Source organism: Streptomyces sp. NPDC102437 (genome assembly GCF_044765565.1).
In the GTDB taxonomy this organism is placed as follows: domain Bacteria; phylum Actinomycetota; class Actinomycetes; order Streptomycetales; family Streptomycetaceae; genus Streptomyces.
Genome location: NZ_JBIWKI010000001.1, coordinates 639,785 through 663,570, shown reverse-complemented (window position 1 = coordinate 663,570; position 23,786 = coordinate 639,785). Strand labels below are relative to the sequence as shown.

At 68.3% G+C, this 23,786-nt stretch carries 18 protein-coding genes and 4 pseudogenes; 9 read left to right on the top strand and 13 right to left on the bottom strand.

Going from position 1 to position 23,786, the window contains the following annotated elements:
- Positions 1-77 precede the first annotated feature (77 nt).
- Entirely contained in the window at positions 78-1,667 is a 1,590-nt protein-coding gene (locus ACIRJP_RS02890; RefSeq protein ID WP_404167485.1) for a N,N-dimethylformamidase beta subunit family domain-containing protein, read from the bottom strand.
- Positions 1,668-2,335: 668 nt separating this feature from the next.
- On the opposite strand from ACIRJP_RS02890, the pseudogene ACIRJP_RS02885 reads away from it, so the two are divergent.
- Positions 2,336-2,476 (top strand): annotated as a pseudogene (locus tag ACIRJP_RS02885) (stress protein); the annotation flags it as partial.
- Between the two features lie 452 nt (positions 2,477-2,928).
- On the opposite strand, the gene ACIRJP_RS02880 reads toward ACIRJP_RS02885, so the two are convergent.
- On the bottom strand, positions 2,929-3,855 hold the full coding sequence (locus ACIRJP_RS02880; RefSeq protein ID WP_404167483.1) for a hypothetical protein: 927 nt from the start codon (positions 3,853-3,855) through the stop codon (positions 2,929-2,931).
- Positions 3,856-4,926: 1,071 nt separating this feature from the next.
- The gene (locus ACIRJP_RS02875; protein ID WP_404167481.1) at positions 4,927-5,793 is read right to left on the bottom strand and encodes a hypothetical protein; all 867 of its coding nucleotides are present in this window, start codon (positions 5,791-5,793) and stop codon (positions 4,927-4,929) included.
- Between the two features lie 558 nt (positions 5,794-6,351).
- Between ACIRJP_RS02875 and ACIRJP_RS02870 the strand changes: the two genes are divergently transcribed.
- The gene (locus ACIRJP_RS02870) at positions 6,352-7,641 is read left to right on the top strand and encodes an esterase/lipase family protein (RefSeq protein ID WP_404167480.1); all 1,290 of its coding nucleotides are present in this window, start codon (positions 6,352-6,354) and stop codon (positions 7,639-7,641) included.
- Positions 7,642-7,651: 10 nt separating this feature from the next.
- On the top strand, positions 7,652-8,677 hold the full coding sequence (locus tag ACIRJP_RS02865; protein WP_404167478.1) for an alpha/beta fold hydrolase: 1,026 nt from the start codon (positions 7,652-7,654) through the stop codon (positions 8,675-8,677).
- A 152-nt stretch (positions 8,678-8,829) separates the two neighbouring features.
- Here ACIRJP_RS02865 and ACIRJP_RS02860 read toward each other — a convergent pair whose 3' ends face one another.
- Together ACIRJP_RS02860 and ACIRJP_RS02855 are read right to left on the bottom strand one after the other, a co-directional pair.
- A complete protein-coding gene (locus ACIRJP_RS02860) occupies positions 8,830-9,564 on the bottom strand; it encodes an SDR family NAD(P)-dependent oxidoreductase (RefSeq protein WP_404167476.1) in 735 nt (244 codons plus the stop codon).
- Positions 9,565-9,892: 328 nt separating this feature from the next.
- Positions 9,893-11,461, bottom strand: a complete 1,569-nt coding sequence (locus ACIRJP_RS02855) for an FAD-dependent monooxygenase (protein WP_404167474.1) — start codon at positions 11,459-11,461, stop codon at positions 9,893-9,895.
- Between the two features lie 101 nt (positions 11,462-11,562).
- On the opposite strand from ACIRJP_RS02855, the gene ACIRJP_RS02850 reads away from it, so the two are divergent.
- Complete coding sequence (locus ACIRJP_RS02850) at positions 11,563-12,099, top strand: CGNR zinc finger domain-containing protein (RefSeq protein WP_404167472.1); 537 nt, start codon at positions 11,563-11,565, stop codon at positions 12,097-12,099.
- Positions 12,100-12,202: 103 nt separating this feature from the next.
- Here ACIRJP_RS02850 and ACIRJP_RS02845 read toward each other — a convergent pair.
- Positions 12,203-12,324 (bottom strand): annotated as a pseudogene (locus ACIRJP_RS02845) (transposase); the annotation flags it as partial.
- A gap of 314 nt (positions 12,325-12,638) precedes the next feature.
- Positions 12,639-13,028 carry a hypothetical protein gene (locus ACIRJP_RS02840; RefSeq protein WP_404167470.1) on the bottom strand — a complete coding sequence of 130 codons (390 nt, stop codon included), beginning with the start codon at positions 13,026-13,028 and terminating at the stop codon, positions 12,639-12,641.
- A gap of 232 nt (positions 13,029-13,260) precedes the next feature.
- Here ACIRJP_RS02840 and ACIRJP_RS02835 point away from each other — a divergent pair.
- Both ACIRJP_RS02835 and ACIRJP_RS02830 read left to right on the top strand, forming a co-directional pair.
- Positions 13,261-13,452, top strand: a pseudogene (locus ACIRJP_RS02835) (MerR family transcriptional regulator); the annotation flags it as partial.
- 54 nt (positions 13,453-13,506) lie between these two features.
- Complete coding sequence (locus tag ACIRJP_RS02830; RefSeq protein ID WP_404167653.1) at positions 13,507-14,346, top strand: hypothetical protein; 840 nt, start codon at positions 13,507-13,509, stop codon at positions 14,344-14,346.
- Positions 14,347-14,458: 112 nt separating this feature from the next.
- On the opposite strand, the gene yidD is transcribed toward ACIRJP_RS02830, so the two are convergent.
- On the bottom strand, positions 14,459-14,824 hold the full coding sequence (gene yidD, locus ACIRJP_RS02825) for a membrane protein insertion efficiency factor YidD (RefSeq protein WP_404167651.1): 366 nt from the start codon (positions 14,822-14,824) through the stop codon (positions 14,459-14,461).
- A gap of 294 nt (positions 14,825-15,118) precedes the next feature.
- Here yidD and ACIRJP_RS02820 point away from each other — a divergent pair.
- The 3 genes and pseudogenes from ACIRJP_RS02820 to ACIRJP_RS02810 all read left to right on the top strand — a co-directional run.
- Positions 15,119-15,334, top strand: a pseudogene (locus tag ACIRJP_RS02820) (transposase); the annotation flags it as partial.
- Positions 15,335-15,410: 76 nt separating this feature from the next.
- Complete coding sequence (locus ACIRJP_RS02815) at positions 15,411-16,694, top strand: hypothetical protein (protein ID WP_404167468.1); 1,284 nt, start codon at positions 15,411-15,413, stop codon at positions 16,692-16,694.
- Between the two features lie 906 nt (positions 16,695-17,600).
- Entirely contained in the window at positions 17,601-18,179 is a 579-nt protein-coding gene (locus ACIRJP_RS02810; protein ID WP_404167466.1) for a GNAT family N-acetyltransferase, read from the top strand.
- Positions 18,180-19,078: 899 nt separating this feature from the next.
- Here ACIRJP_RS02810 and ACIRJP_RS02805 read toward each other — a convergent pair.
- The 5 genes from ACIRJP_RS02805 to ACIRJP_RS02785 all read right to left on the bottom strand — a co-directional run bounded on the left by ACIRJP_RS02805 (position 19,079) and on the right by ACIRJP_RS02785 (position 23,668).
- Positions 19,079-19,456 carry a hypothetical protein gene (locus ACIRJP_RS02805; protein WP_404167464.1) on the bottom strand — a complete coding sequence of 126 codons (378 nt, stop codon included), beginning with the start codon at positions 19,454-19,456 and terminating at the stop codon, positions 19,079-19,081.
- A gap of 577 nt (positions 19,457-20,033) precedes the next feature.
- Positions 20,034-20,549, bottom strand: a complete 516-nt coding sequence (locus tag ACIRJP_RS02800) for a hypothetical protein (protein ID WP_404167462.1) — start codon at positions 20,547-20,549, stop codon at positions 20,034-20,036.
- Positions 20,550-20,564: 15 nt separating this feature from the next.
- Positions 20,565-21,113: a hypothetical protein gene (locus ACIRJP_RS02795; RefSeq protein ID WP_404167460.1), complete on the bottom strand. Its 549-nt coding sequence runs from the start codon at positions 21,111-21,113 to the stop codon at positions 20,565-20,567.
- 466 nt (positions 21,114-21,579) lie between these two features.
- On the bottom strand, positions 21,580-22,692 hold the full coding sequence (locus ACIRJP_RS02790) for an AI-2E family transporter (RefSeq protein WP_404167458.1): 1,113 nt from the start codon (positions 22,690-22,692) through the stop codon (positions 21,580-21,582).
- Between the two features lie 382 nt (positions 22,693-23,074).
- Positions 23,075-23,668, bottom strand: coding sequence for an SMI1/KNR4 family protein (locus ACIRJP_RS02785; protein ID WP_404167456.1), 594 nt, complete (start codon positions 23,666-23,668; stop codon positions 23,075-23,077).
- Between the last annotated feature and the right edge of the window lie 118 nt (positions 23,669-23,786).

The following is a 23,786-nucleotide window of genomic DNA, read 5'->3' as shown; positions in this document are numbered from 1 at the left end:
CTGTGGCCGCACGATCCGGCCGTGCGCGACCTCTTCGGTGATGAACGGTGTTCTCCGGCGGGGCGGCACCGATGGTGTCAACGTGGTGCGGACGCATACACGTCTCTCACATCGTCCCTGGGCCTGGGCCTGGTCCGGCCGCACGGGCCCGCCGCGAACGCGTGGAGTAGGTTCTCCGTGCTCCGGGTGACAAAAGCTCCCGTGCGGGCGTCCATACCGTGGTTGCGTCCATTCTCGCGGGTTCCCGCCATCAGAGCCTCGACCCACCGCATCGTCCCGGAGGCGAAGACTCCCGCCCCGCTCGGCACGGTGTAGTAGGCGGAGTCGGAGTAACTGGGCCTGCCCTTACAAACGAGGGGGGAATGGGCGATGATCTCGAGCGGTGTCGGAACGGGCACGCCGGGAGTGACCCGGTCGTACTCCACTCCGACCAGATGGTCGAAGGAGGCTCCTCGCTTCACGCCTGTCCCCTCGAAGAGCCAGTGGTCGCCCCGGCGGACGACATACGGGGCGTCCACGGGATAGCCCTCGTAGAGGACACCGGTCAGAGAGGACTCGGGGAAGGCGCCGGGGGGCTGGCGGAAGTCGTTGGTCGGCATGTCCGGGTGGTCGCGGAGGTACGGGTCATTACGGTAGTCGGTCTTGTAGCAGACAACAGTGCGGTCGGTGCCGGTGGCGTCCGGCTCCAACCTGACCCTGCGGAAGCAGGCGTTTGCCCCGAGGAAAGCCACATTCGTTCCGCTGTCGCGCGCCCGGGTGACATGCGCCCGTTGCTGCGGCGTCCAGTACTCGTCGTGTCCCAGCGAGACAGCTCCAGCCGCGTTGTGAAGAATTCCGGTGTCGCGATGGACGTCCAAGCCCGTGGTGTAGGCGAGCGGGATACCCAGCCTCTCCGCCAGAACCACCACCGCCCGTTCATAGACCATGAACTTCTGGGCGCCGTTGCCGTCATAGGGCCGGTCGAAGCTGACGGCGAGCGACCGCGTGCCATAGGCGCCGTTCTCGCCCTGGTAAAGGCTGTAGCCGCCCCACCGGTTGTATGCCTGCCATGTTGCCGGGGCGTGCATCAGCACGACTCTGCCCGCGGCACCTGCCGAGCGGACGATCAGTGGCACAAAGTGCTGATGGGTGTCTTCCGAGTCCAGCCGTAGAAGATACGCCCCCTCAGGCCAGCCGCTGGTACGGACAGGGAGTGTACGTTGCCAGCCTGCCCGTACAGTACGGGTGGCGTGGATGAGTTGGGGACGGCCCTGGACCGAGCCGGCAACACGGTGCGAACGCCAGACCAGTCGCGCCTGCGCCCCGCCGTACCAGCCGACACGGTAGGCCGAGACCCAGAACGCCGGGGCGGTGGTGGAGACGTACAGGCCGAGCTCCTCGCCCGGTAACACACTCACCTTGTCGGTATAGCCTTCGATGGCCCCGGGCGGTCCCAACGGACGGAGCCGCCAGCCGGGGTCCCCCGCCCGGGCGTTCTCCCTGTTCTCGGCGCGGTGGTCGACGCCGGGATGGGTGAACCCGCCAGTCCCGGTCCGCCCCGTCTCGGAGGAGTGGCAACCAGCCACCCCCAAACCACCGGCCATTGCCCCGCTCAACGCCCCAGCCAGGAAGAGCCTGCGGTCCGGTCGGCCAGGGATCCCGGCCTCCTGCCCCTCACCGTGCTTCATCTCGCCTGCCGAATCCTTCCGCAACACTGTCACCGGCCATCGTCCCCCGCCACCTGCTCGGGGTCGACGAGGCAGCGCCGAACGTCTTACAGTCCCGTTCACCGCACCCAGCCCGCCTGACCGCTCTCTGCCGCGCAGCGCCTCACCTCTCCTCAGCCGCGTTGACGGCTCGTTCCGAGCCTCTGGCTCCGTCCCGGCACGTGCGTCGGTCAGGCTCTCCGCTCCGTTGGGGCCGGGCCAGAACTCGTCGGCGTTCGGGTCGTCCTGGCCATCGTTTTCCCAGGTTCACTCGGCACAGCTCTGGAATTGTTCCCGGGCTTCCAGAGGGCTACTTGGGCGGGGTCCAGCACCCCGATCTCGCCGACCAGGACGCGGGGGCGGCCGTCGCGCTGTTCGTACGCGTCGGTGAGGGCGCGCCAGCTGCGCCACACCTCGTGGACCTCCGCGCATGGTCGGCCAGCCGGCCGCACGAGCCGTGGGGCAGCGGGACCGATGGGCCGACAGCGCGGGACCGGCACCTGATACCTCCGCAACCGTGGGAACGGGCTCGGAGATGACGTACGCGCCGACAGGAGGGCATTCCCTGTGTGATGGGGGGTGAGGTACTCCGAAGGCTCCCAGGCACACTCTAGGTGTCGCTAACCCGTTGCAAAGAGGATGGACCACACATGATTACCCTCAAGAAGGAAGACGGCCCGGCGGATCTGGACGGTGTGACTCATCTGTCCATCGGAGTGTCCTGGGATCCCACTGCCGGCAGCAGTGGCGGGGTGAAGGGGATACTCCGGCGCAAGTCCGGTACCGACCTCTCGAGTGGCGGTAGGTAGCAGATTGATCACTTTTGGCACATGGTTGGCGCGGGGTGCAGCAACGGAGCGAAGGGGCGTCCGGCGTGGGCGGCCCCCCGACCGGAGCCGTGGAACCCGGCGCCCACGTGACGTGACAGCCGGGCCACCGGCCTGACCACTACCAGCCCGACCACCCGCAACGGCCCGCCGAGGAAACCGGCAGACTGTCACGAAAGGTCGGGGCTGATCTCTTGTGGTGCGATCACGCCCGCCCCGCATGAGGATCGGACTCGGTGCGGTGGTCCGGCTGCGCCCCTGTCCCTGTCCGTGCGCGGAAACAGGGCGCTCCTCGGCGATCCGGTCTGATTCCCGACCCGAGAAGCGAATGCTGCTCGGTCATTTCGTCTTCGCGATGACGACTGGCCTTACAGCACGCCAGTTACTCGTGCGCGAATTTCTGATGTTCGGGCAGATCAGCCGGTCTGGGTGTAGTGCTGGAGATAGAGGAAGAACGAATTCAGGCCCGATCCCACGTGAACGATGTGCAGTTGCCCGCCCGACGAACCGAAGTCCCAGGCAGCGATCCCCTGAACCTCGTCTCCCGACTCGACGTCCTGGTGGAACTCGTAAGAGATGCCGCCGGAGACCGTATCGATCGAGTAGACGGACTTGGCCGAGTCATCCACGGAGGCATAGAGCCTCCCCTGCCACATCGCGGCACCCTGGATTCTACTCAGGGGCTGCGACAACGTCACGGTTTTCACCACCGGGAGCGTCGAGCCAGCCGGAAGGGTCAGTAAATCGTCCAGGCTGTAGGCGACTAACTTGTTCGTGCCATGCACAGCGTCCTGAGTCCAGGGGGCGGTGTAGAGCAGTCCGGAGGCGGCATCCACCGCAACCCACGGCACCCCGCCCGGCATCTGTTCGAGGGGCAGTTGCACATAGCGGCCCGTGTAGCTCAGGTCACTTGCTTTGTACAGCGCCAACAGCGGGTGCTGATAGCCGTCGCCGTCCTCGATCGGGGCGACCACATAGCCGCCGTAGTACTCCACGTCCCCGATGTGGTCACTGCCATACTTCCCGCTCAGCTCCGACGGAATCGGGAATGCCGACGACGCCACCTCCGAGTCGTTCGCGACAGTAGCCTTCACCATCCCGCCAGGCCCTGCGTAGTAGAAGTACGTCCCGTCCGTCGCCACCCCCTGTCCGCGCTCCAGCGCGTTGAACCCGGTCCAGCGCTGGTAGTCCGCCGTCCGTGTCCAGGCCGCTGCCATCGCGGGAGACGCTGCGCTCCCGATGAGTGTCGCGACCGCGAGCATCGCACCCGCAGCCATCCTGCCCAGCTTCATCCGGTCGCCGCCCTTCTCTTGTTCCAGTATTTGCCGACCGTGTTTCCTCATGGAGAAAGGATTACAGCGGTGCGGTTGACGAGCGTCAATGCCGCGAATCGGCCTCAGCCACCGTCTCGCTGGTGGCCTTCATCGGGTCTGTCGCTGATCTCGTGACGCGGTCGGACCCGGTTCCTCAGGAGGACTCGAGTGTGGAGGAGGTCGAGCTTGGCCCGGGGGCGGTACCCGGCCGGGGCCTGGGCCAAGAACCCGGGATTCGCCGCCCGGACCGCGGACACCAACGCGCAGCGCCGGGATGCCGACCTCCCGGTCGAACGCGTTGGCCGAGGCGCGGTTCCCTGCGTCGGAGAAGATCGATCCGGGGTGGTGCCCGGCATGGGACACGGCGACTCGCCCAGCAGTGTGTCCAAGGGCGGCGGGGCCGTGCCCGTGACCGCGGGCGAGGCGGTCGTCCGGGGCGAGAGCGTCGGACGGTGGGTGAGCACGCAGCCAGGCATCCGGCACCACCGCACCGACCGTCACCAGTACAGCCCCCGACGGCCGCGACCGGCTGCTGAGCGACACCCTCGTCTACTCCCTCACCCGCGCCGAAGCACGCCTGGAAAGCCGGACTCAGGGCACCGCCCGCGACACGCCTGCCGAACGTCTCGCGATCTCATCGGCTTCGGACTCCCACGCACCCAGGACGACGTCCTCGAATGCCGCCTGTGGAGCGCACTGGAGATCCGCTCCGCCGGATCCGGCGAACTCACCGCCGCCCTCACCGAACTACGCCGCCGCGTCCCGACCCCGCTCGTCGCCGCTGTCGAAGACCGCCTGGATCGCGGCGACTTCCACGACTGCGCCCCGACGACGTAGCTACCGTCGCAACGGCGCCCCTCGACGGCCTGACCAACCAGCTCCTCACCGACCCCCGCTGCCGCGCCCCTCGACGACGCCCACCGCCTGGCCGGACACGGAACGGCCGGTGAAGCAGACGCAGGCGTGAAGTGGGCGGTCAGCCTCCTGGCAGCAGCCCGGCAGGTCCACACACGTGCGGCTCAGCGCGGAACGGCGAGCCAAACTCGACGGGCTCGGCATGCGCTGGCAAGAGGCAGGCAGCGGCGCACGGACGGAGGGCATTCACGGGGCGAACAGTTCGCCGAACGGGGGCGTGCTGGCATCGGACGCGGGACGCGCGAGATGCAGTGCGGTGTGGAAATGGCCGGCCGATTCCTTGCCCTCCGGGTCCTGCCCAAGGGAGGTGACCGCGTCTATGGCGTACTGCTGCTCGGCAGCGCCGGTGAAGCGGCGTTGGACGAAGGTGCGCCCGGCGTACGTCTCGGTGGTCAGACCGTGACCGGCCAAGTGCGCGGCGATGGGCGCGTAGGAGCCGGTACGCAGTACGAAGGCGGCGACCCACGGCAAAGTGCGGGCGCTCTCCAGGAGTGGCTGGAATGTGGCCTGGGACAGGAAGCTGGCACCACCCGTGATGGTGATGAGTCGGATGCTCCGAACCGCGTCCAGCAGGCCTTGGGTCGGCTGGGTGGTCTCCAGATTCTCGGCGAATCCGTCGTCGAGCAATCCGACCGCTCGTGCGTAGGCGATGGCGTTGGGCGCGATGTCGAGACCGATCACCGGAACGGCGTCCCGTCTGCGGCGGGCGCGGAAGAAGGACCTGTCGTGCTCGGCCAGTTCCTCCACGCTCATGGCCGTCGCCCGCGGCGAGGTGTAGTGGGCATACAAGTCGTCCAGGGTCAGTTCGTGGTTGAGCAGGGCTGCGTTGACGCCGTACGAACAGCACAGGTCCAGCACCGCTTCCCCCGGGGCTCGCAGCCGGAGTGCCGCCAGGCGGCGGAAGATGCGCTGGGCGTGATGCGGTGTCCGGTAGCCGAACGCGCCGAGTTCACGGAAGAAGGCGCGGGGATCGGCCCGGTCGTAGATGTCGTCGAACGCGGTCATCGTGCGCTGTGCGGGCTCCTCCGCGTCGTCTTCCCGTACCTCGGCCATCACATGCTCCGTTCTGCCGGCCGGGCCGTCGTCCGTGGTCGCCAAAGCCTCCCGCACAGGGCGGGCCGGGGAAACAGGCCGCTGACGGATCCGGCCATGTCCGGAGGAACAACGGTGGGCAGACTTCAAGCCGTTCTGTGGTCACGCCCCAGGCTCCGGCCACTTCGCCACCTGGTGCGACGAAGAGACCCGTGCGACCGCACTCGGCCACTACCAAGGCATCTACGACGTCCACTGACACAGGCCGCACCTGCATTGCAACCTCACTCCATCCGCTGCGAACCCACAACCGCACGGCTTAGCTGCTCGAAAGGGGAGGCAAGGCCCCCACGTTCGATCCCCACGGAGGCGAACAGGTTGGGCTACCGTGACGATGCGGCACACCGCCCGCCCGGGACCCCGGCACCTGCACCCGTCGCGACGAGACACGCCTGGTCGGGTTCGGCATCTGACCCCATACGGGCCGCTCCCCTTGTGTAGTCCACATACATCCCCTCCCCTGTCGCCCCTTCCCTAGTGTGTGCGTCGCATCGGCGTCGTGGCCAAGGAGGCAGGGACATGCGGTACAGATGGAACGCTGGGCGCCGGTGGTGGCTGCTGCCCGCCCTGCTCCTGGCAGTGGCGGCCGGGCTGCCGGTCACCGGCGGAAGCGCCGCGGCCGCCGCGGCACCCGCGTATCTCACCCTTGAGGCGAGCTACGGAGCCGGCACCGTCACCAACGGCTGGGAGCGTGTCGACCGCTATCTCGACACCACCAGCGGCTTCCGCGCCGAGGGCTACCCCTCGGACGGACGAGGCGACCAGGACGGCAAGCGAGTCACCTACTTCGGTGGCGCCTCCCGCCCGTCCTCGGACCGCTTCCTCCTCTACTCCGCCCCCGGCTGGAACACCGGATCCCGCACCACGCCCGTCCTCCTCGTCCACGGCGCGAACGACACCGCGGACCGCGCCTGGGCCAACCCGGGCGAGTCGGGCGGCTACGGCTGCGGAGCTCTGTCCTGCCCATCGACCGGGCTGATGCAGTCTCTGTCCGCGCGCGGCCACCGCGTCTTTGCCGTCGGCTTCGCGCACAAGCAGGGTGACAACCTGATGCAGGCGCAGATCGTCGGCGACGCCATCGCCGTCATCAAGGCGAAGCTGGGTGTGAGCGAGGTCGATCTGGTCGGCTGGAGCAAGGGCGAGATGTCGACCCGCGCGTATGTGTCGTCCGTTAAGCCGAACTGGGGGCGGGCGTACGCCGGCGACGTACGGAAGCTGATCACGCTCGGCGGTCCGAACGGCGGCTACGACTACCCGTACGCCCACGGCTGGGCCCACGACTTCTCCATCTGGCCCGAGTGCGGAGGAAAGATCAACGCCCCCTCCCCGCACTCCCACATGACCTGCTATGGCCAGTACACCGCGCACCCCGAGTTCTCGATGACGCCCTCCGGCGGATACGACAACTATCCCGGCCAGCGCCAGATGCTGGCACGCTGGGACGGTACATACGGAGTCGACGGCGCCGCGCAGGACTGGTACACGACCTATTACGGCGGCCAGGGCTTCTACACCGCGGGCAGCGGCATCCAGGCCGCCATCGACACCGGATCGCTGATCGCACCGCTGCACAGCGCCGGAATACCCGCCTCCGTCACCACCTATCTGCTGGCCGGCGGGTCCCCCGACATCGTCGGCATCTTCAACGAGAACCGCGGACCCAGCGACGGCGTCGTCTTCATCTCCAGTGCGCTCGACACAACCGGCATCCCCACGATCGGCGGCAAGGCCACCATCACCACCGCCAACCACCTCGAACTGGGCTGGCACAGCGCAGCCACCTCCCAGGTCGCCACCTGGCTCTCCTGAAGGACCTGACATGGCCTCAATCCGCACCCGCCGCGTCTCCACCGGCCGGCTGACCGTCCAGATCCTCGACGTCCGGGACGAGGGAGAACCGGTCGTCTTCGTCCACGGCAACGTCTCCTCCTCCGCCTTCTGGCGCACCGCCCTGCTCACCCTCCCGCAGCGATACCGGCCCATCGCAATGGACCTGCGCGGCTTCGGCGGCACGGACCCGCTGCCGGTCGACGCGACACGCGGACTGCTCGACTACACCGACGACCTCGCCGCGCTGCTCGCCGCCCTCGAAATCGACCGGCCCCACCTGGTGGGCTGGTCCATGGGCGGAGGGGTGGTCATGCAGTACCTGCGGGACCACCCGGCCGCGGTGCGTTCACTGACCCTGGTCAGCCCCGTCTCCCCGTACGGCTTCGGCGGGACGCACGGGCCGGACGGCATCCTCAACTCCCCCGACGGGGCCGGATCGGGCGGCGGCACGGCCAACCCCGAGTTCGTCCAGCTGCTCGCCAAAGGCGACCGCACCGAGGACTCGCCGCTCTCGCCCCGCAGCGTCCTGGCGACCTGCTACGTCAAGCCGCCGATGCGCCCCGAGCACGAGGACGAGTACATCGAGTCCATGCTCACCACACGCACCGGCGACTACCACTACCCGGGCGACAGCGCGCCATCCTCCGCCTGGCCGGGAATCGCGCCAGGCACCCGCGGGGTACTCAACTGCCTTGCGCCGACATACTTCCGCATCGGCGACCTGCACATGATCGATCCCAAGCCACCGGTGCTGTGGGTACGCGGAGAGGATGACGTCATCGTCTCCGACACCTCGATGTTCGACCTGGCACACCTGGGCTCGATCGGCGCGGTGCCGGGCTGGGACGGGACCCCCGCCCAGCCGATGGTGGCGCAGACCCGTCATGTCCTGGACCAGTACGCGGCAGCCGGCGGCTCAGTACGGGAAGTCACCCTTTCCGGAGCGGGACATTCGGTGCATTTGGAACGCCCCGAGGAGTTCGGCGCAGCACTGTCGGGGATCCTGTCGGCATAACAGTGTGCATCACGTGTCCGGGCGCCGTCCGAAGCCGCCGGGCCCCGGACGGGCCGGCGACGGGGTCGTGCACGACAACTCCGTCGCCGTGATCACGGCGGCGCTCGTGCGTGGGTGCCCAGCGGCGTCGGCTGCCCTGGGCCCCTTGCCGCTCAGATGGCCAGAATGCCGCCGTCCACCGCCACATGACTGCCGGTGGCGAATGAGGAGCGGTCGCTCAGCAGCCACAGGGCCGCTTCCGCCACCTCTTGCGGCTCGGCCATCCGCTTTTGGATCTGGCGTGCGACGAATGCCTCCTCCAAAGCCGGGTCGGCCGTCACCGCCGAGTTGATCATTTCCGTCCGGGTGGTGCCCACGATCAGCGAGTTGACGCGGATGCCGTACGCCCCGTATTCGGCAGCTGTGGCCTTCGTCAGGCCCAGGACGGCGTGCTTCGCCGCGACGTAGGGGGACGGTGCGCCGGTGGCGATGAGGCCCGCCGAACTGGCGGTGTTGACGATCGTCCCGTGGCCGGCGTCCAGCATGACGGGGATCTGACGGCGCAGGCAGTTCCATGTCCCGGTCACGTTGACATCCATGATGCGGTCGAAATCCTCTTCCGGCAGTTCGTGCGATCGGCCGAATGTGGAGCCGGCGTAGCCGGCGTTGTTGAAGGCGCCGTCGAGGCGGCCGAAGCGTTCGATGGCCGTCGCGACGGTGCGCTCGACATCGTCGGCCCGCGTCACGTCGCCGACGCTGCAGGCTGCTCGTCCGCCGGATGTCTCGATCTCATGGGTGAGGTCCTTGAGCCGGCCTTCGCGACGGGCCATGAGGACGACGGCCGCGCCTTCGGAGGCGAAGAGCCGCGCTGCGGCCTCGCCTATGCCACTCGACGCTCCGGTGATCATCACGGTCCTGCCGGTCAGCAGGCCAGTGCTGTGCGCTGGGGGTTTCCTATCGTTCATGATGCGAGTAAATCTGAAGCGGCGGTCCGTCACACGACTTTCACCGGGCGGGCGTTCGATTCGGTGATGTGGCGCGGCTCGATGGCGCATTGCGTCCTCAAGGTTGATGAGGCAAGTCCGGCAAGTAGCGACATGGGAGGTAGGCGCCGGGCTCCTGGAAGACGAAGCCGGACTCCGCCGATCAACGAGGCAGACGGGGAATGCAGGCGATCAAGCCCTCGACCAGCGTCGCCAGCACGCACTCGGGTCGTCAGGCCCGCACCTGTGGGCGTCACGGTGCCGCAAGTATGCGCCGTACGAGGGCAGGAAGAGTCGACAGGTCCGCCGGGCAGGTGCCGCGCCAGGCGATGTGTCCGTCGGGGCGCACCAGGAGTGCGACGTCCTCGTGTTCGGAGCCGATGAGACGTGCCCACTGCCCAGGCTCGCCCTCCCGCTGCGCGGTGGTGCGGAGGATGAGGGGGATGCCCGCCCGTTGTACGGCTTCGGCCTGCCGCTGCCATTGCGGGGTCTCATGGGCTGCGATCAGGGTGAAGCCGGGGCCGATGAGGTCGAGGGTGGATGTCACGTGCGAGGGGCCTCCGGTGAGGCGGACGTGGGGTACGCGCTCTCCGGGCCGGCCGCCGGGACGGGAGCCGGACGTGTTGAGGGTGCTGGGGTGATCGGCTTCCTTCGGGTCGGAGATGACGGCGGCGGATCGGTAGGCGGCGGTCAGCAGGAGTTCGTCATCGATGCGGTAGCCGGTCCGGCGCGCCGCGTTGGCGGTGGAGATGTCGATGACCTGGCGTGCGAGGGGGCGTCGCTCGGTCTCGTAGGTGTCCAGGAGGGCTTCGCCGGCGTGGCCGGCGGCGACGGCGGCGAGTTTCCAGGCGAGGTTGTCGGCGTCGCCGATACCGGTGTTCATGCCGTGCCCGCCGGTCGGCGGGATGACGTGGGCGGCATCGCCCGCCAGCAGGACGCGTGAGTGGCGGTAGGTGTCGGCGAGTTGGGCGTCCATGCACCAGGTCATCGTGTCGCGGACCGTCACGTCCAGGTCGGGGATGCCGGCGGCCGTGCGGACCAGTTCTGCCAGGAGTTGGTGGTCCGTCGGATCCACCTCCGCGCTCGCATCTGCGGCAAGGGGGTACTGGTAGATCCAGTGGCGGTCATTGTCGACGGCCATGAATCCGCCCCGCCCCGGGGCGGTGAGGAAGTACGAGGCGCTGGCGCGGCCGGCCACCACCCGACCCAGGGGTGCCTCGAAGCGGATGCTCAGATACCGCCCCAGACCGGTTGGGCCTTCCATCCTGATCCCGGCCCCGGCGCGCACGGTGCTTGCGGCGCCGTCGCAGCCGACGAGCCAGTCCGCCCGCAGGCGGTGCCGGTGGCCGGTGGCCCGTTCCTCGATGACGGCCTGGATACCGAGGGCGTGATCGGCGAAGGAGGCCAGGCGAGTACCGAACCGGATCCGGGAGCCGGCCAGCTGCTCGGCGCGCCGCAGCAGCAGGGGCTCCAGAGCGTCCTGGGAGCAGATGAGGCCCGGCGACGGTGTGCTTTCGGGGCCCTCGCCGGGATCCCGGGCAAGGCCGGTGCGGACGTACTCGGGGTCGACCAGGTCACGACCCCGGTAGAAGTGGACCTGGTCGGCCGACAGCCCCGCGGCGCGGACCGCTCCCTCCAGCCCGATGCGCCGGAAGATCTCCATGGACCGGGCCGAGACACCCCGGGCCTTGGGATGGCGCGAGGTGGCGGGGTGAGCCTCGATCAGGACGTGGTCCACACCGTGGTCCGACAACAGACAGGACAGGGTCAGCCCGACGGGTCCGCCTCCGACGACCAGCACGGACGTATGCGCCTCGGACACGGCGAGCCTCTTCCTGCCTGCACGATCAATCGCGTAACGACTATGAACAATTTAGACGTTACCATGGTGGGGTGATGCCAGCTCACCGAACGGAAGAGCCCATGGCCCAGCAGTTCACCGACGACAACCCGCGCGGCCTCTACTTCCTCGCCGATCTGATCAATGCCGTACAGGACGGAAGCGGAGCCACGCCGGCCGGCCTGGAAGCCGTGGTGGCAGCACACGGCGGCCCGCCTCTACGACTGACCGGGACCACCACGGAAGAGGTGCGCGAGGCGGTGGCGGTCATCGTCAGCATCTTCAATACGAAGGACGAGGACAGCGCCGCCGAGGCGATCAACACCCTGCTCGACCGGTACCCCGCCCAACCTCGACTGGCCCGCATGCCGGATCGTCGCTGGTCACTCCATACCCAGGCCCCCCGCGACGCGCAGCCGGCCCAATGGCTGCTGTCCACCGCCGCGCTCGCCCTGGCACTCTGGCTCAGCGAACGCGGATACTGCGCATGGGGCCGCTGTGCCGCACCCGGATGCGACCGCTACTTCATCGACACAGGGCGCCGCACCCCGCAGCGCTACTGCTCGACCCGCTGCGGAACCCGGGTCCGAGTCGCCGCCCACCGCAATCGGAGCCAATGACCTGCACCGGCGCCACTGCCGACGCCGACCATCAGGGCCTCGCGGCGCAAAACCGGCCGACCGACGACCCACCGCACGAAGGCACTCGCACTGCCCACCACACCCGGATGGTGCAGCCCTGCTCGGCCAGGAAGGGCTGGACTTGGTGAACGGCCCTGGTGAGGGTGCTGCCGTTGACTCCGAAAGCTGGGCGAGCAGGTCGGTCCGGCCGGACCGAAGTCTCAGGTCGGACAGGCGCTTCGACCGAATCACCTTCCGCGAGGGCCGGCCGACGTTCTCGAACGAGAGTCCACGAAATGGCTCGGCCGAACCATTCCGGTATCTCGCGGACGCTCGGGAACGGGTCGATCCAACGAGCCTCGCCAGCCGAAGAAGAGCCCCGGCGCCTCGGGCGCTTCCGATACCCGGTCAGCTCCTCCCCCGCGGGTCCGCCGCAAAAGGTCCCACGGATCCGCTGACCGGCCGCATCGCCCAGAAGAATCCCTCACAGGCCCGGCCTTCACCCCGCGCGCCCTGACACAGCCACCTGAAACCGGATATCAAGCAGGCCGTCGTGCCCTCTCAAGCGCGGCCTGGACTTCCGCGAAACGTTTCGCACCCTGCACTTTGCCCGCGTATCCCGCCATGCCGCTGAGGGCATACGCGGTGGTCTTGAACCCGTCAGTACGGTGGAACTCGGCACCCCAGTTGCCGAGCGTCACATGCGTGACCTGCTCCACGGACAACCGCTGAGTACCCCACGGGTTGACCGCGACAACCAGCTCAGGACCAATCTCAAGCCGGACTCGCAATATCACCCACCAGAAGAAGCAGCAGGCACCCACTGCCAGTCCAGTCCACACGCCTGCGAGCCGGACACCAGCCCACGTCGGTGCCAGCACCCACCAGAACCAGCACCGAGCGGCTACGAACACGACAACGGCCGCCATGACATACACCGCGGCACGTGAACCCCCTGCGACGCGCCACGCCGCGACTCCTTCCCCACCCAGGTCTCCCGTGGCCCCATTGTGGCTCCCACCAGCGGTCAGCGGTCCCCATATACTGAAGTGGTACTTGGCCCTCGTCCTCGACAATGTGTAGACGCGCTCGGATCGTTCTGCGCCCGACGATACTTTCAGCGCTTGACCTTGACGCAACGGCAGCGTTTCTACTGGCGGCATGCGAATCGGAGAGATCGCCGCGCTCGTGGGGCTCACCACCCGGGCGAGCCGGCACTACCACCATGCCGGGCTGCTTCCGGAACCGGAGCGGCGCCCCGACGGCTACCAGGCCTCCAGCGTCCGTGATGCCGTGCTGATCGCCCAGGTGCGCCGGCTCACCGAACTCGGCCTCAGCCTCGATGAAGTGCGTTACGTCCTCGCCGACGGGCCGGCTCATGGACGCGTTCATGGAAAGGGGCCGGGGATGAGCGGCCGGCCAAGGGACATACGAGCGGCGCGGGTCGCAGTAGCCGCTGTGCTGCCGGGGGAACTGGCCCTGGCAGCCTGCCTGATGGCCGGGGTCCGGCCTCCCGGATGGGCACTGGCGGGCGCCGAAACGCTGGTGCTCGCGGTGCTGCTGATGGAGGCCTGGGTGCTGCGCTCACTGTACGTTGCCGCGCGCGCCCGCGGCGCAGACCGCCGGGCGGCGCGGCGGGCTGCCCTGCAGGAGGCGGTGCCGGTGACGGTCCGCCGCCTGGTTCTCCACGAGCTGCGCGCCCTCGCCTCCCTGGGGCGGTGGGTCCGGCGCGGCACGCACGGGGTGCGCCCCGGGGACCTCGCTGCCACGTACACCGGGCCCCAGACCGCGATGATGTACGGGCTGCTCTTCGTGATGGTCATCGAGACGGTCGGTCTGGCCCTCCTCATCCCTTGGCCGGTGCTCCACCGGGCGATCCTGGTACTCGACCTGTACGGCGTCGTCCTCGTGCTGGCCCTGCACGCCGCCTGCGTCACCCGACCGCACGTCGTGCACCCCGACGGCTCTCTGCGGATCCGCTACGGAGCCCTGTTCGACCTCGCCGTACCGCACGACGCGGTCGCCTCAGTACGGGTCGACCGGCGCTACCCCGAGGGCCGCCTGATCACCCTCTCCGAGGACGGGGTCCTCGACCTGATCGTGGGCAGCCAGACCTCGGTGACCCTGGAGCTGAACCGGCCACTCCCCTTCACCCGCCCGCTCGGCGCAACGGAAAAGGCCCGCACCATCCGCTTCCACGCCGACGACCCGCGCGCACTGGTCAGTGCACTCCGCCGGCCCACCTAAGACCATGCCCTATGTGGTGATTGCTCGTTGGGCTGTTCACGGGGCGGGATACGTGGAGTCCACGACGGCGTCCCAACGAATCCGTTCACGTGCCGTACCGCGTCCCGGCCTGTCAGCCGGGCACCGGATCGCGGCCGCCCCTCCGCTGGGCAGCTCCCGGCCTGCACCGCAGAAGGCGCCCCAGAACCAGCCGGCCACCACGCAGCGCACCATGCTGGTGCAGCGCCTTGACTGCGTAGGTGGAGCAACTCGGCGTGTAGGGACAGCAGGCGGGCAGCAGTGGACTGGCCTTTGTGCGGTAGCGCCGGACGGCTTCATACAGCGCGCCCGCCGCCCGACCGCTCGGGCGGGGCGCCGCCGGGTCTTCACCAACGGACCTCGGGAGTCCGGCCGCCCGGGACAGGACAATGAGGAGAAGGGAGACGAGCCACAGGTCGGGGCAGCACGTGCGGCTCCAGAAGCAGCTGTCGGCGCACATGTCGCCGCAGTTCTCCTTTCGGCCGCTGCCCCTGCTGCCCTTGCGTCGCCCTCTCACCTGACCTGCCCCTTTCTTCGACTGCGCCATGATCCTACGGACGACTGATGACGCGCCAGAAGGACCCTGGCGACCCTGGCGGAACACGTTCGGCAAGCCCAGCCCGCCGCAGCGCCCCGACGCGTTCCGGGGCCGGGTACGAACGGCAGGAAACCATCGCATTACCAGACCTTCGAGGTGGGGAGGCTCGGACCGCCATTAAGACGGTGTCCTATGTGGTGATCACTCGTTGGGCGCGGGAAACGGATCGGCGTACGCATAGCCCGCAAAGGAATCGAGTCCGGCGAACGGCTCGGACGCCGCAGTTGGGTCATCGAACGGATCATGTCGTGGCTGACCGGCTACCGCAGACTCGACCACCGCTACGAACGCCACCCCCGCAACTACCTGGCCTTCCTCATCCTCGCTGCCGCCCTCTGCTGCTGCAAACGGCTCCTCCGACTCAGCACGTAGGACGCCGTCTAAGCGAACGCGCCGCGAGGACAACGACACTAGGATGCCGCGGAGTTGCCCAACGAAGGAGATCACTGTGCGAGCGACGCACCGGCACGTCATGCATCTGGCTCTCGTGGCCGTGCTGACCGGTTTGGCAGGCTGTTCCGACGGCGCGTCCGGGACGCACGCGGACGCCGGGGCCCCGGGTGCGGCCTCCGGCGCCGAACCTCCGGCCGCGGCGAAGGCGAAGGCGTTCGATCCTCCGGCGAAGTTCGGCAAGGAGATCGCGCTGCCCGTGGACGAGGACATCAAGGACTGGGGGTTCGCCCTGCTCGGGCCCACGCTGTACCACCGGACCTCCGAGGCCCTCGACGCCTACGACACCCACTCCGGACGCAAGCTCTGGTCGTCCTCCCTCGGCCGCAAGGACTGGTACACCGGCAAGGAGGGCGTGCCGAACGACGACCAGACCATCCCCCCGGTCCTCGCCCAGCAGGACGGGCACACGGGCGTCCTCTTCGCGTACGCCGACCACACGAAGGGCTCAGGCACCGAGCCCGACCGGACCGACGTCTACCTGCGTTCCGTCGACGCGGACAGCGGCAAGGTGTCCTGGACGGCACGGCTGCCCGCGCCGAAGGGGGCGACCGTCGGCGATCTGGAGCCCGCGGTGATCGGCGCCGAGGACGGAACCGCAGCTGTCAGGGTCCTCACCAGCACGGACGATTCCGGCAGTGACGGCGGCCAGAGTGCCACCACCTACGCCGTCGATCTCAAGAACCACCAAGTGACCTGGCAGAAGGACGGATTCGCGGGCGAGACGCTCGACAGCGGTGTCGTCATCGGTGCCCAGCTCGGCGACGAGGCGACCTTCCAGGCAATCGACGGCTGGCACTCCATGGACGAAGACCTCGCTCTCGCGGGCCTGGCACTCACGGACGGTGCCCCGCGCTGGAAGCAGGAGGGTCGCACCGCCGTGGAGGTCGAGCAGGTGGGCGGCGGCTTCTTCGTCGCCGGATCGCTGCGCGACAGCCGTACCGGCGAGCCCGTCCCCAGTGAACCGAGCGGCAGCTTCCTCCACTGCTTCAACGACCAGCGGTCCGTGATCGTGTGCGACACCAAGGAGACCGCACGGGGCATCGACGCCCAGAGCCGCAAGGTGCTCTGGACCATCTCCGAGGACGACCCCTCACGGAAGAAGCCCGAGGTCGGAAACGCCTTCCACGGGGCCGTCTACGCCTCCGCGGGCGCCGACGGCGTGATCCTCGACGCCCGGACGGGCAAGGACCGCAGCCTCTACGACAACGCGAGCACGTACGTGATCAACGAGTACGCCGCGGTGGGCATCGACATGAACGTGTACCCCGCAACCGGATGAGCTGGGGCTTCGGTCGATCTGCGGCCGGTGCGCCGATGCGGCCAGCCTCAACCCGGGACCGCCGCAACTACCTGGCCTTCCTTGGGGTCGCCGCCGCTCTCTGTGGCTGCAAGCGCCTCGCCCGCCTCACCACATAGGACACGGTCTAACAGAAGGCGGACTTCGAGATTGTGCTGCAGGAGCTCCAGAAGGAGTGGGCCGGACAGCTGGAGGCCCAGCCGAAGCCGGTGACGGGCGGGCAGGAAGCGATACGCCAGCAGTACCTGAAGGTTCTGGAGACCGTCCAGGCAGGAACCTCCGGGCTGCGCGAGGAGAACCGGGGAACTGCGCCGCCGCCAGGAGCGACTGATCTCGGACGTCACCGAAGCACGACAAGGGGTGTCAACAGTCCGCACCGAACTCGCCCAGGCGCTGCTTGCCCGCGCCTACCCCCGCCGGAGAACACCGCCGCACCGACGGCCGAGACCCGCTCCCTGCCTGACACAGAAGCGCCTGCCGAATCCGGCCGGGTTGCCACCGAGCTCGACACTGTCGGCAGGGGAACCCAGCACAGGGTGCGTATCACGCTCGACGACGGCGCACCTGTTGCACAGCCCGAACCGGCCGGGACCGGCTCGGAGACAGGCACACCAGACAAGTGACGGTGGCGGGGCGGTGATGGAGGGAAGTGGTGCTCCGAGCAGGGGCTGTTCACGCTGCCACGGCCGTAGCCACTCCCGCGGGCCGCAACCAGCCTGCTCAGCCCAACCGAAAGGCCCAACCGGCATCACCTCAGGTGTCGCCCTCCGGGGCGGGGCGCTCGGTCGCACCGATGAGCGCACGCGTCTGCCGGCCCACCGAGAAAACCCGTTGCGAGTGACCCGCGTCGGATGTCTGATTGATCGGTCACCGGTCAGGAAAGGGAACATGAGGACGTCGCTGCCCACCCCCTCGTTGCACACCGCTCGCCTTCGACTGCGCGCCTTCGAAGACGCTGATGCGGACGACCTCTTCGCACTGCACAGCAGCGCCTACGTGCTGCGCTACTGGGACGCGCCACCGTGGAGCGAACGCGTCCGCGCCGAGAAGTTCATCACGGCTTGCCGGCAGATGGCACAGGAGGGCACCGGGGCGCGGCTGGCCGTAGATCGTGTCTCCGACGGGGCGTTCATCGGCTGGTGCAGCCTGAGCGGGTGGAATCCGGACTACCGCAGCGCGTCGCTTGGCTACTGCTTCGACGATGCAGCGTGGGGCCACGGCTACGCGACCGAGGCCGCGCGCGCTCTGCTGCGGTGGGCATTCGACACGCTGGACCTGAATCGCGTCCAAGCCGAGGCCGATACACGCAACGTGGCTTCTGCCCGCGTGCTGGAGAAGCTCGGCTTCGTGCGTGAAGGGACGTTGCGGGAAGACTGCGTCGTCAACGGCGACGTCTCTGACTCGTGGGTCTACGGGCTGATCAGGCGGGAGTGGCAGCCGTCGTCCGATCCGGCCCCCGCCCGCTGAGTTCCGTCGATCGGCACCCGGTACCGGCCAACCCCTAGCAACTGATCACTGCGCCTCGTCCACACGCAATGGCGAACTGGATAAAGAGTTACATGCCGTCCGCCAAGAACTCGTAGCACGAGCTTGTTGAGGTTTCCTGGTTGGGTTTGTCCAGTGTGACGATACGGCTGTTCGTGATGCGGTTACGCTGGGGTCGTGATGGTCAAGGGGCAGGCGGAGGGTGGCTGGCCGCCGCACTGGCCGCGTCTGCGGTACTCACCTCAGGGTGTACGGACTCAGTCGACACCGAAAAGTCGCCCGGCGTTTTTTACTCCGGCCCCGCCGACTTCAGTGGTCGATGGGAGTTCGTCGACAGCAACTCGTCCAGCGACTGCATCCATCTGACGGTCGATGACGGTGGACCCGGTGAGACCGACGCATCCAGCCCTGCACGAGCAGTCGAGGGACGGTGGAGTTTCGCACTCCGGACAAGCCGTCGTCCCTGGTGCTCACCAGGGTGGCCGCGACGTAGATCCTGCGGCGCGGGCACCGGAGGCCGGTGGTAGCTGGTACCTCTCGATCTCCCCCAACCGGTTGCGCCATGCCCCCGGAAGCATGCTGAGCATCTGATGGAGAGAGGACGGCCTGGGCGGCCCGTCAGGACGGCGCTGCCGGGGGTGGTCTATCTCGGCACGAGGCTCGACAACGTCCGCAAACACGCCGCAAAACTCCCCGGGCAGCGTCCGGCGGACCTAGATGAGCTCGGGATGCCTTGGTAACCGAGCTGGAGCGGGGCGGTCGGGGGCAGCGGGCGTGGCCCCTGCTGACTTGTCCTTGAGCCGCGCCCATGCACACCTACCGGCGACGGCCAGCGCCACACTGCGCCGGCCCAGCTGCGGGCCGGGCCGGCGCAGTGTGCGTTACGGGCGCGGTATCTCTGTGGTGACCTGGTCGTACCGGACAAGACGAGGAGTGAAGGAATACGACGGATGTCTCTCCTGGAGGCGTGCCGTGGCATCGTCGAGATACGCCCACATGTCGGCGGGGTCGGCGCCGACGCCGAACGTCGCTTCGTTTAGCACCTCTATGTCAGGACTCGCGATGTATGCCACGTACTTGAGGGTCTGACTACCGCTGGCCATGGTTGCCTTGGTCTCCTTCGAAGTGCTGTGTGGTGTGTTCCCGTCGTTGCCGCCCGTGGTGTCTGCGGCCTGTGCTGTTCCGGTTGTCGTGAGAACTGTCGATGCGGCAACTGCGCCGGTAGCACCCAACAGTGCTCGCCGGGAAATGTCTGACACAGTCCCTCCCCTGGCTTGATGGCCCTCCCCGCGAGGGCTCACGGCTGACGTTACAGCCACGTCTTCGCGGTGGAAGGATCATTGCGGTGACTAGGGTCCCTGTGCCGAAGCTCCCTTGCGGGGGCGGGCCCTTCGGTCTGCCCAGGATGCCGGAGCCGTACGTCGTCACGGTACCTGTCACGGAATGCGGTGAACGTTAGAACCCGACGACTTCGTCCGGACCACGCCGGTGTCGTGCGGATAGACGCTGCACGCGTAGCCGGCCGGCGGCGGCGAGCCGCCTGGCCCCGCGTACGGACCCATGCGGACGTCGCCGGACATCGGGCCGACAGTATGAATCGCCCGCCCCGGGACACTCCCAGCGCGGGCGAGGACGATGTCGGCGAGGCTCTGCGGCCGTCGTTCGTCGGCAGGGCTGTGCCGTGGCGAAGGAACGGTCTCCACAGCTCACCCCCAAGGGGGCGGCCTCGACTCCGCTGCGGCAGCCGTCTTCGTGGAATCCTCAGCCATGGTAGGCACCTGCGAACAGGAGCCCGAGCCTCCTGGATATCCAGGACCTGCCGGTCACTCGGTCCGCTCAGGTATTCAGCAGCCGGTTGAAGAACGACCGGTAGCGTTGCAGAGCGACGCGCAGTTCCTCGGTCGCCACTTCCTCGCCGCGCTGCCACTGGCCTTCGAGCCCTTGCTTGTGGTCGGAGAAGGTCCGGGCGAGTGCCTGCATCACTTCCGCGACCAAGGTGTCGGCAGCGCTTACCGCTTCGCGGGGGTCATCCACGAAGTCGCCCTGGATCCGCTGCCACCGGGCGCGGAACGCCTCCTGCTCCTCGCCGAGAAGCGGCTCACTCCCGTCCCCGTCTGCGCCGGTGGCGGCCGTGTCGGGCCCGGCGGTGGCCGCCGGTGCGTGCCGTGCCTCGCCATCACCGCCCGGGAGGTCGCTGGGGTCAGCCGTCGTGGCTTCCCCCGGGAAGGTCGGTGGAACTTCGGTCGGGGTATCGCGGGCTTCCGGCGCCGGGGCACCCCCACCGCCGCGTAGATCGTCAGTGGACAGTTTGCCTGCATCGGACCCGCGAGGGTCCCGAGGTTCCGTCGCCATTGCTTCCTCCATCCATTACTCCCGCGGCCGCCCGCCGTTGTGAAGCAACTCGTCGAACAGAGCCCGGTAGTGCACCATCGCGCCCCGTAGTTCTTCCGTGGTCGCCTGGTGACGGCTGCTGCGGTCGCTGACTTCGTGGGCGGTGCGGTAGCTCTGCAGAGTACGGCCGTGCTCGACCGACAGGTCTCTGGCCTGCTGCTCGAACCCCTTGGTCGGATAGCCGCGCTCGCTCATCAGCGCGGTCACGAGCCGGTCGGCTTCGTGGACCGCGTCGTCGGGATGGTCGACGAACCGCTCCTGCGCCTGGCTCCAGCCCTGGGCGTACTTCTCACGGTCCGCCGCCGAGAGCGGCTTGATCTCCAGAGCGTCATGGCGCTGTTCCCGTTCCCGCAGTTCGTGTTCCGCGGCCGGACGACTCTGTTTCTCCTCCACGAGCCGCTCGTACTCCGGGCCGAACTGTTTCTTCAGATGGCGCCTGCGCGCAACCTGCCATGCCACGAGGGCGCACACCAGCAAGACGACCACTACCGCAACGATGATCGCTATGAGGGTTCCGGTCGACATGGCTCCTCCGCTCGCCGACTGCCGAGAAACGAAGAATTGGGCCAGAGACGCCATGCCCCCGTCACCATCTCCGGCGGAAACCGCCGATGGGAGAAGCCGGCCGGCCACCGGTAGCCACACGAGCCGTTGCCCGGTCGTTCTACCAGTAGTGCCATCGCCGGGAGACCGCTTTCAACTCGTCCCCAGGCCCGGATCGGAACGATAGCTGCACACTCCCATCTCGTGTGTGCTCCTCTTCAACTGTGTCCCCCACGAGCCGGTGCGGCAACTGCCGACGGTACGTCGTGATCGCGTCCGGGCGTCCTGGTGTGCCCGCTGCGCCTGGCCGTGAAGAAGTCGTACCGGTAGCCGCACTGTCTGGTGGCGAGGAGGCAAGCGTTCGGCCTCCGGCCCACTGATGGGGGCAGGCCGGCCGAGGAGGCCGGTACCTCGCCTCTGCCGCGGCGCACCGTTCCGTGCACGCGGCTCAGCCCTTCGTATGCGTGGACTCGTTTGCGTGGAGCGTCTGGTGAACCGACCAGAGGACTGACACAAGCGGTACCGCCACCACGGCTCCGAGCACTCCGGCCGCGATGGCGCCGCCGATCACCGAGAGCGCGACCACAATTGGGTGCAGGCGAACGGCCCAACCCATCACGAGCGGATGCAGCAGATGGCCCTCGATCTGGCCGATGACCACGATCAGGACGAGGACGATGGCTGCCACGATCGGCCCTTTGGCCGCCAGTGCTACCACGGCCGCGACCGCGAGGGCGATCGGTGAGCCGATCAACGGAATGAAGGCGGCGAAGAACTCCAGCAGCGCCAGCGGCAGAGCCAATGGCACTCGGAGTGCGAACAGGGCCAGTCCTACGAATACGGCGTTGGTCCCTGCCACCAGGATGATGCCGTGGGTATATCCGGTGAACGTACGCCAGGCGGCCCGGCCCGCGATCGCCACCCGGCCCTGGACCTTCTGCGGGAGTTGACCGCAGAACCAGCCCCACTGCCGGTCGCCGGAGTGCATGAAGAAGACCGAGCAGAACAACGCCAGGGCGAATACCGTCACGACCTCGACCAGTCGGCCCACACCACTGACGGCGGTGCTGAGGAGGGTGGAGCGATGGCTTGACAAGTACCGCCCGATCCGGGACTGGAGGTCGTCGAGCGTCCTCGGACTCAGCCGGAACGGCGGCCCCTCCAGCCAGTGTTCGATCCTTCTCAGCCCCTCACCCAACTCCCTTTCCAGCCGGGCTCGTTCTCCGGCGACCGCCTCGCCGACGAGCGTCAGGACACCGAGGACGAGAACGATACTGACGAGCAGCGCGACGGCGACGGCGAGCGGCCGCGGCATCAGGCGGGCCAGGAGGTCCGCGACCGGGCGCAGCACCGCGGTCACGACCAGGCCGAGGAAGACGGCTACCGCCACCTCGTGGAATCGCCCCAGCGCCGAGAAGACCGCGTACACGACGGCTCCCACCGCGAGGATCCGCCAGGCGTAGGCGGCGGCCGTCTGGAGCGTGGGGTTCACATATGGCGTGAACCGCGGGTGGAGCGGCGCCTGTCGTGCGCCCGGGTTCCGGGCCGCGGTACCGGTCATACCGCGCAGTGCCCGACGTGACGCGGCGCGGATCCGGTGCCGTCGTCCTTCGGACGGAACGCCGGGGTCCGTACGGTCGGGCTGCGGATACGAGGGACTGGGCATTCCCTGCTGTTACCAGGAAAGGCCGCGTCGTTCCGGGCTCCCGGTCCGGCATGTGCAGGATTTCACCCCATGGGCGGAGGAGTCGACTATTCGATCCACTCGCCTGGACTGTCGGGCTCGTAATTCCGCGTCGGCGATGAGCGCTTGACCACGCAGAGGACAGATTCGCTTCTGGCGGGCTGCCAGGAGAGGCTGATCTTGTCCATCGGTGGCGGTGTGCGCGTTCGGTGGCGTTGACTCCAGAAGTCACGGAGTTCGGGGTCGTCGGGTGACGACTTCAGGCATCCGCGAACCAGGAGCGGCCCTGGGCCCAGTGGGTCACCCACCCCGCGAAACCGGGCGTGCCCGGCATCAGGGAAGTGTCCGGCCGGGTGCCGAAGGGTATCGCGCCGTTCTCGTCGATCAGCCAGACGTGACCGCGCTGCGAGCCGGTGACGATCAGGTGCCAGTACCTGCCGCAGCCGTCGGTGCCCAGCAGCAGTGAGCCGTGGTCGAACACGGAGTCCATCCGGGCCTCCAACTCCTGTTCCGGCAGTGCCTCGTCGTCCTCTGCTTCCTCCTCCCACAGCCATGCCGCCATGAGCGGAAAAGGCTCGGCAAGGAGGCGCTCGGGGCGGTCCGAGCCCCAGTCCGAGGGCGTTCGCGCGAGGGGCAGCAGACCGTAGTAGGGCGGTCCCGCGCGCAGTCCGTCGCAGATCTCCGCCACGAACGTGCGGTATGGCTCCGGGAGCACGATGCCGTACTCCGTCTCGAAGGACCGCACCGTCTCCCAACCGGCCGACGGCACCGCCTCGGGGCGGGACGTGAAGATCTCGCGTAGGGCAGACAACTCGGCTGGGTCACAGGTTTCCGTGTTCATGCAGGCCATCATGCAAGATCCGAAGGAGGCCCAGGCCCCGCCAGTCCTGGGAGGCGGCATCGGCGCCGATGCCGCCGGGATGTGCACCCACGCCGTGGACGTTGTGGCCCTCAAGCTGGGCACCCGGATT

Bases quoted from the DNA above. Each gene is read 5' to 3' on its own strand.
- ACIRJP_RS02890 (WP_404167485.1), bottom strand. From the start codon at position 1,667: ATGAAGCACGGTGAGGGGCAGGAGGCCGGGATCCCTGGCCGACCGGAC.
- ACIRJP_RS02880 (WP_404167483.1), bottom strand. From the start codon at position 3,855: ATGAGGAAACACGGTCGGCAAATACTGGAACAAGAGAAGGGCGGCGAC.
- ACIRJP_RS02875 (WP_404167481.1), bottom strand. From the start codon at position 5,793: ATGGCCGAGGTACGGGAAGACGACGCGGAGGAGCCCGCACAGCGCACG.
- ACIRJP_RS02870 (WP_404167480.1), top strand. From the start codon at position 6,352: ATGCGGTACAGATGGAACGCTGGGCGCCGGTGGTGGCTGCTGCCCGCC.
- ACIRJP_RS02865 (WP_404167478.1), top strand. From the start codon at position 7,652: ATGGCCTCAATCCGCACCCGCCGCGTCTCCACCGGCCGGCTGACCGTC.
- ACIRJP_RS02860 (WP_404167476.1), bottom strand. From the start codon at position 9,564: ATGATCACCGGAGCGTCGAGTGGCATAGGCGAGGCCGCAGCGCGGCTC.
- ACIRJP_RS02850 (WP_404167472.1), top strand. From the start codon at position 11,563: ATGGCCCAGCAGTTCACCGACGACAACCCGCGCGGCCTCTACTTCCTC.
- ACIRJP_RS02840 (WP_404167470.1), bottom strand. From the start codon at position 13,028: ATGGCGGCCGTTGTCGTGTTCGTAGCCGCTCGGTGCTGGTTCTGGTGG.
- ACIRJP_RS02830 (WP_404167653.1), top strand. From the start codon at position 13,507: ATGAGCGGCCGGCCAAGGGACATACGAGCGGCGCGGGTCGCAGTAGCC.
- yidD (WP_404167651.1), bottom strand. From the start codon at position 14,824: ATGTGCGCCGACAGCTGCTTCTGGAGCCGCACGTGCTGCCCCGACCTG.
- ACIRJP_RS02810 (WP_404167466.1), top strand. From the start codon at position 17,601: ATGAGGACGTCGCTGCCCACCCCCTCGTTGCACACCGCTCGCCTTCGA.
- ACIRJP_RS02800 (WP_404167462.1), bottom strand. From the start codon at position 20,549: ATGGCGACGGAACCTCGGGACCCTCGCGGGTCCGATGCAGGCAAACTG.
- ACIRJP_RS02795 (WP_404167460.1), bottom strand. From the start codon at position 21,113: ATGTCGACCGGAACCCTCATAGCGATCATCGTTGCGGTAGTGGTCGTC.
- ACIRJP_RS02790 (WP_404167458.1), bottom strand. From the start codon at position 22,692: ATGACCGGTACCGCGGCCCGGAACCCGGGCGCACGACAGGCGCCGCTC.
- ACIRJP_RS02785 (WP_404167456.1), bottom strand. From the start codon at position 23,668: ATGATGGCCTGCATGAACACGGAAACCTGTGACCCAGCCGAGTTGTCT.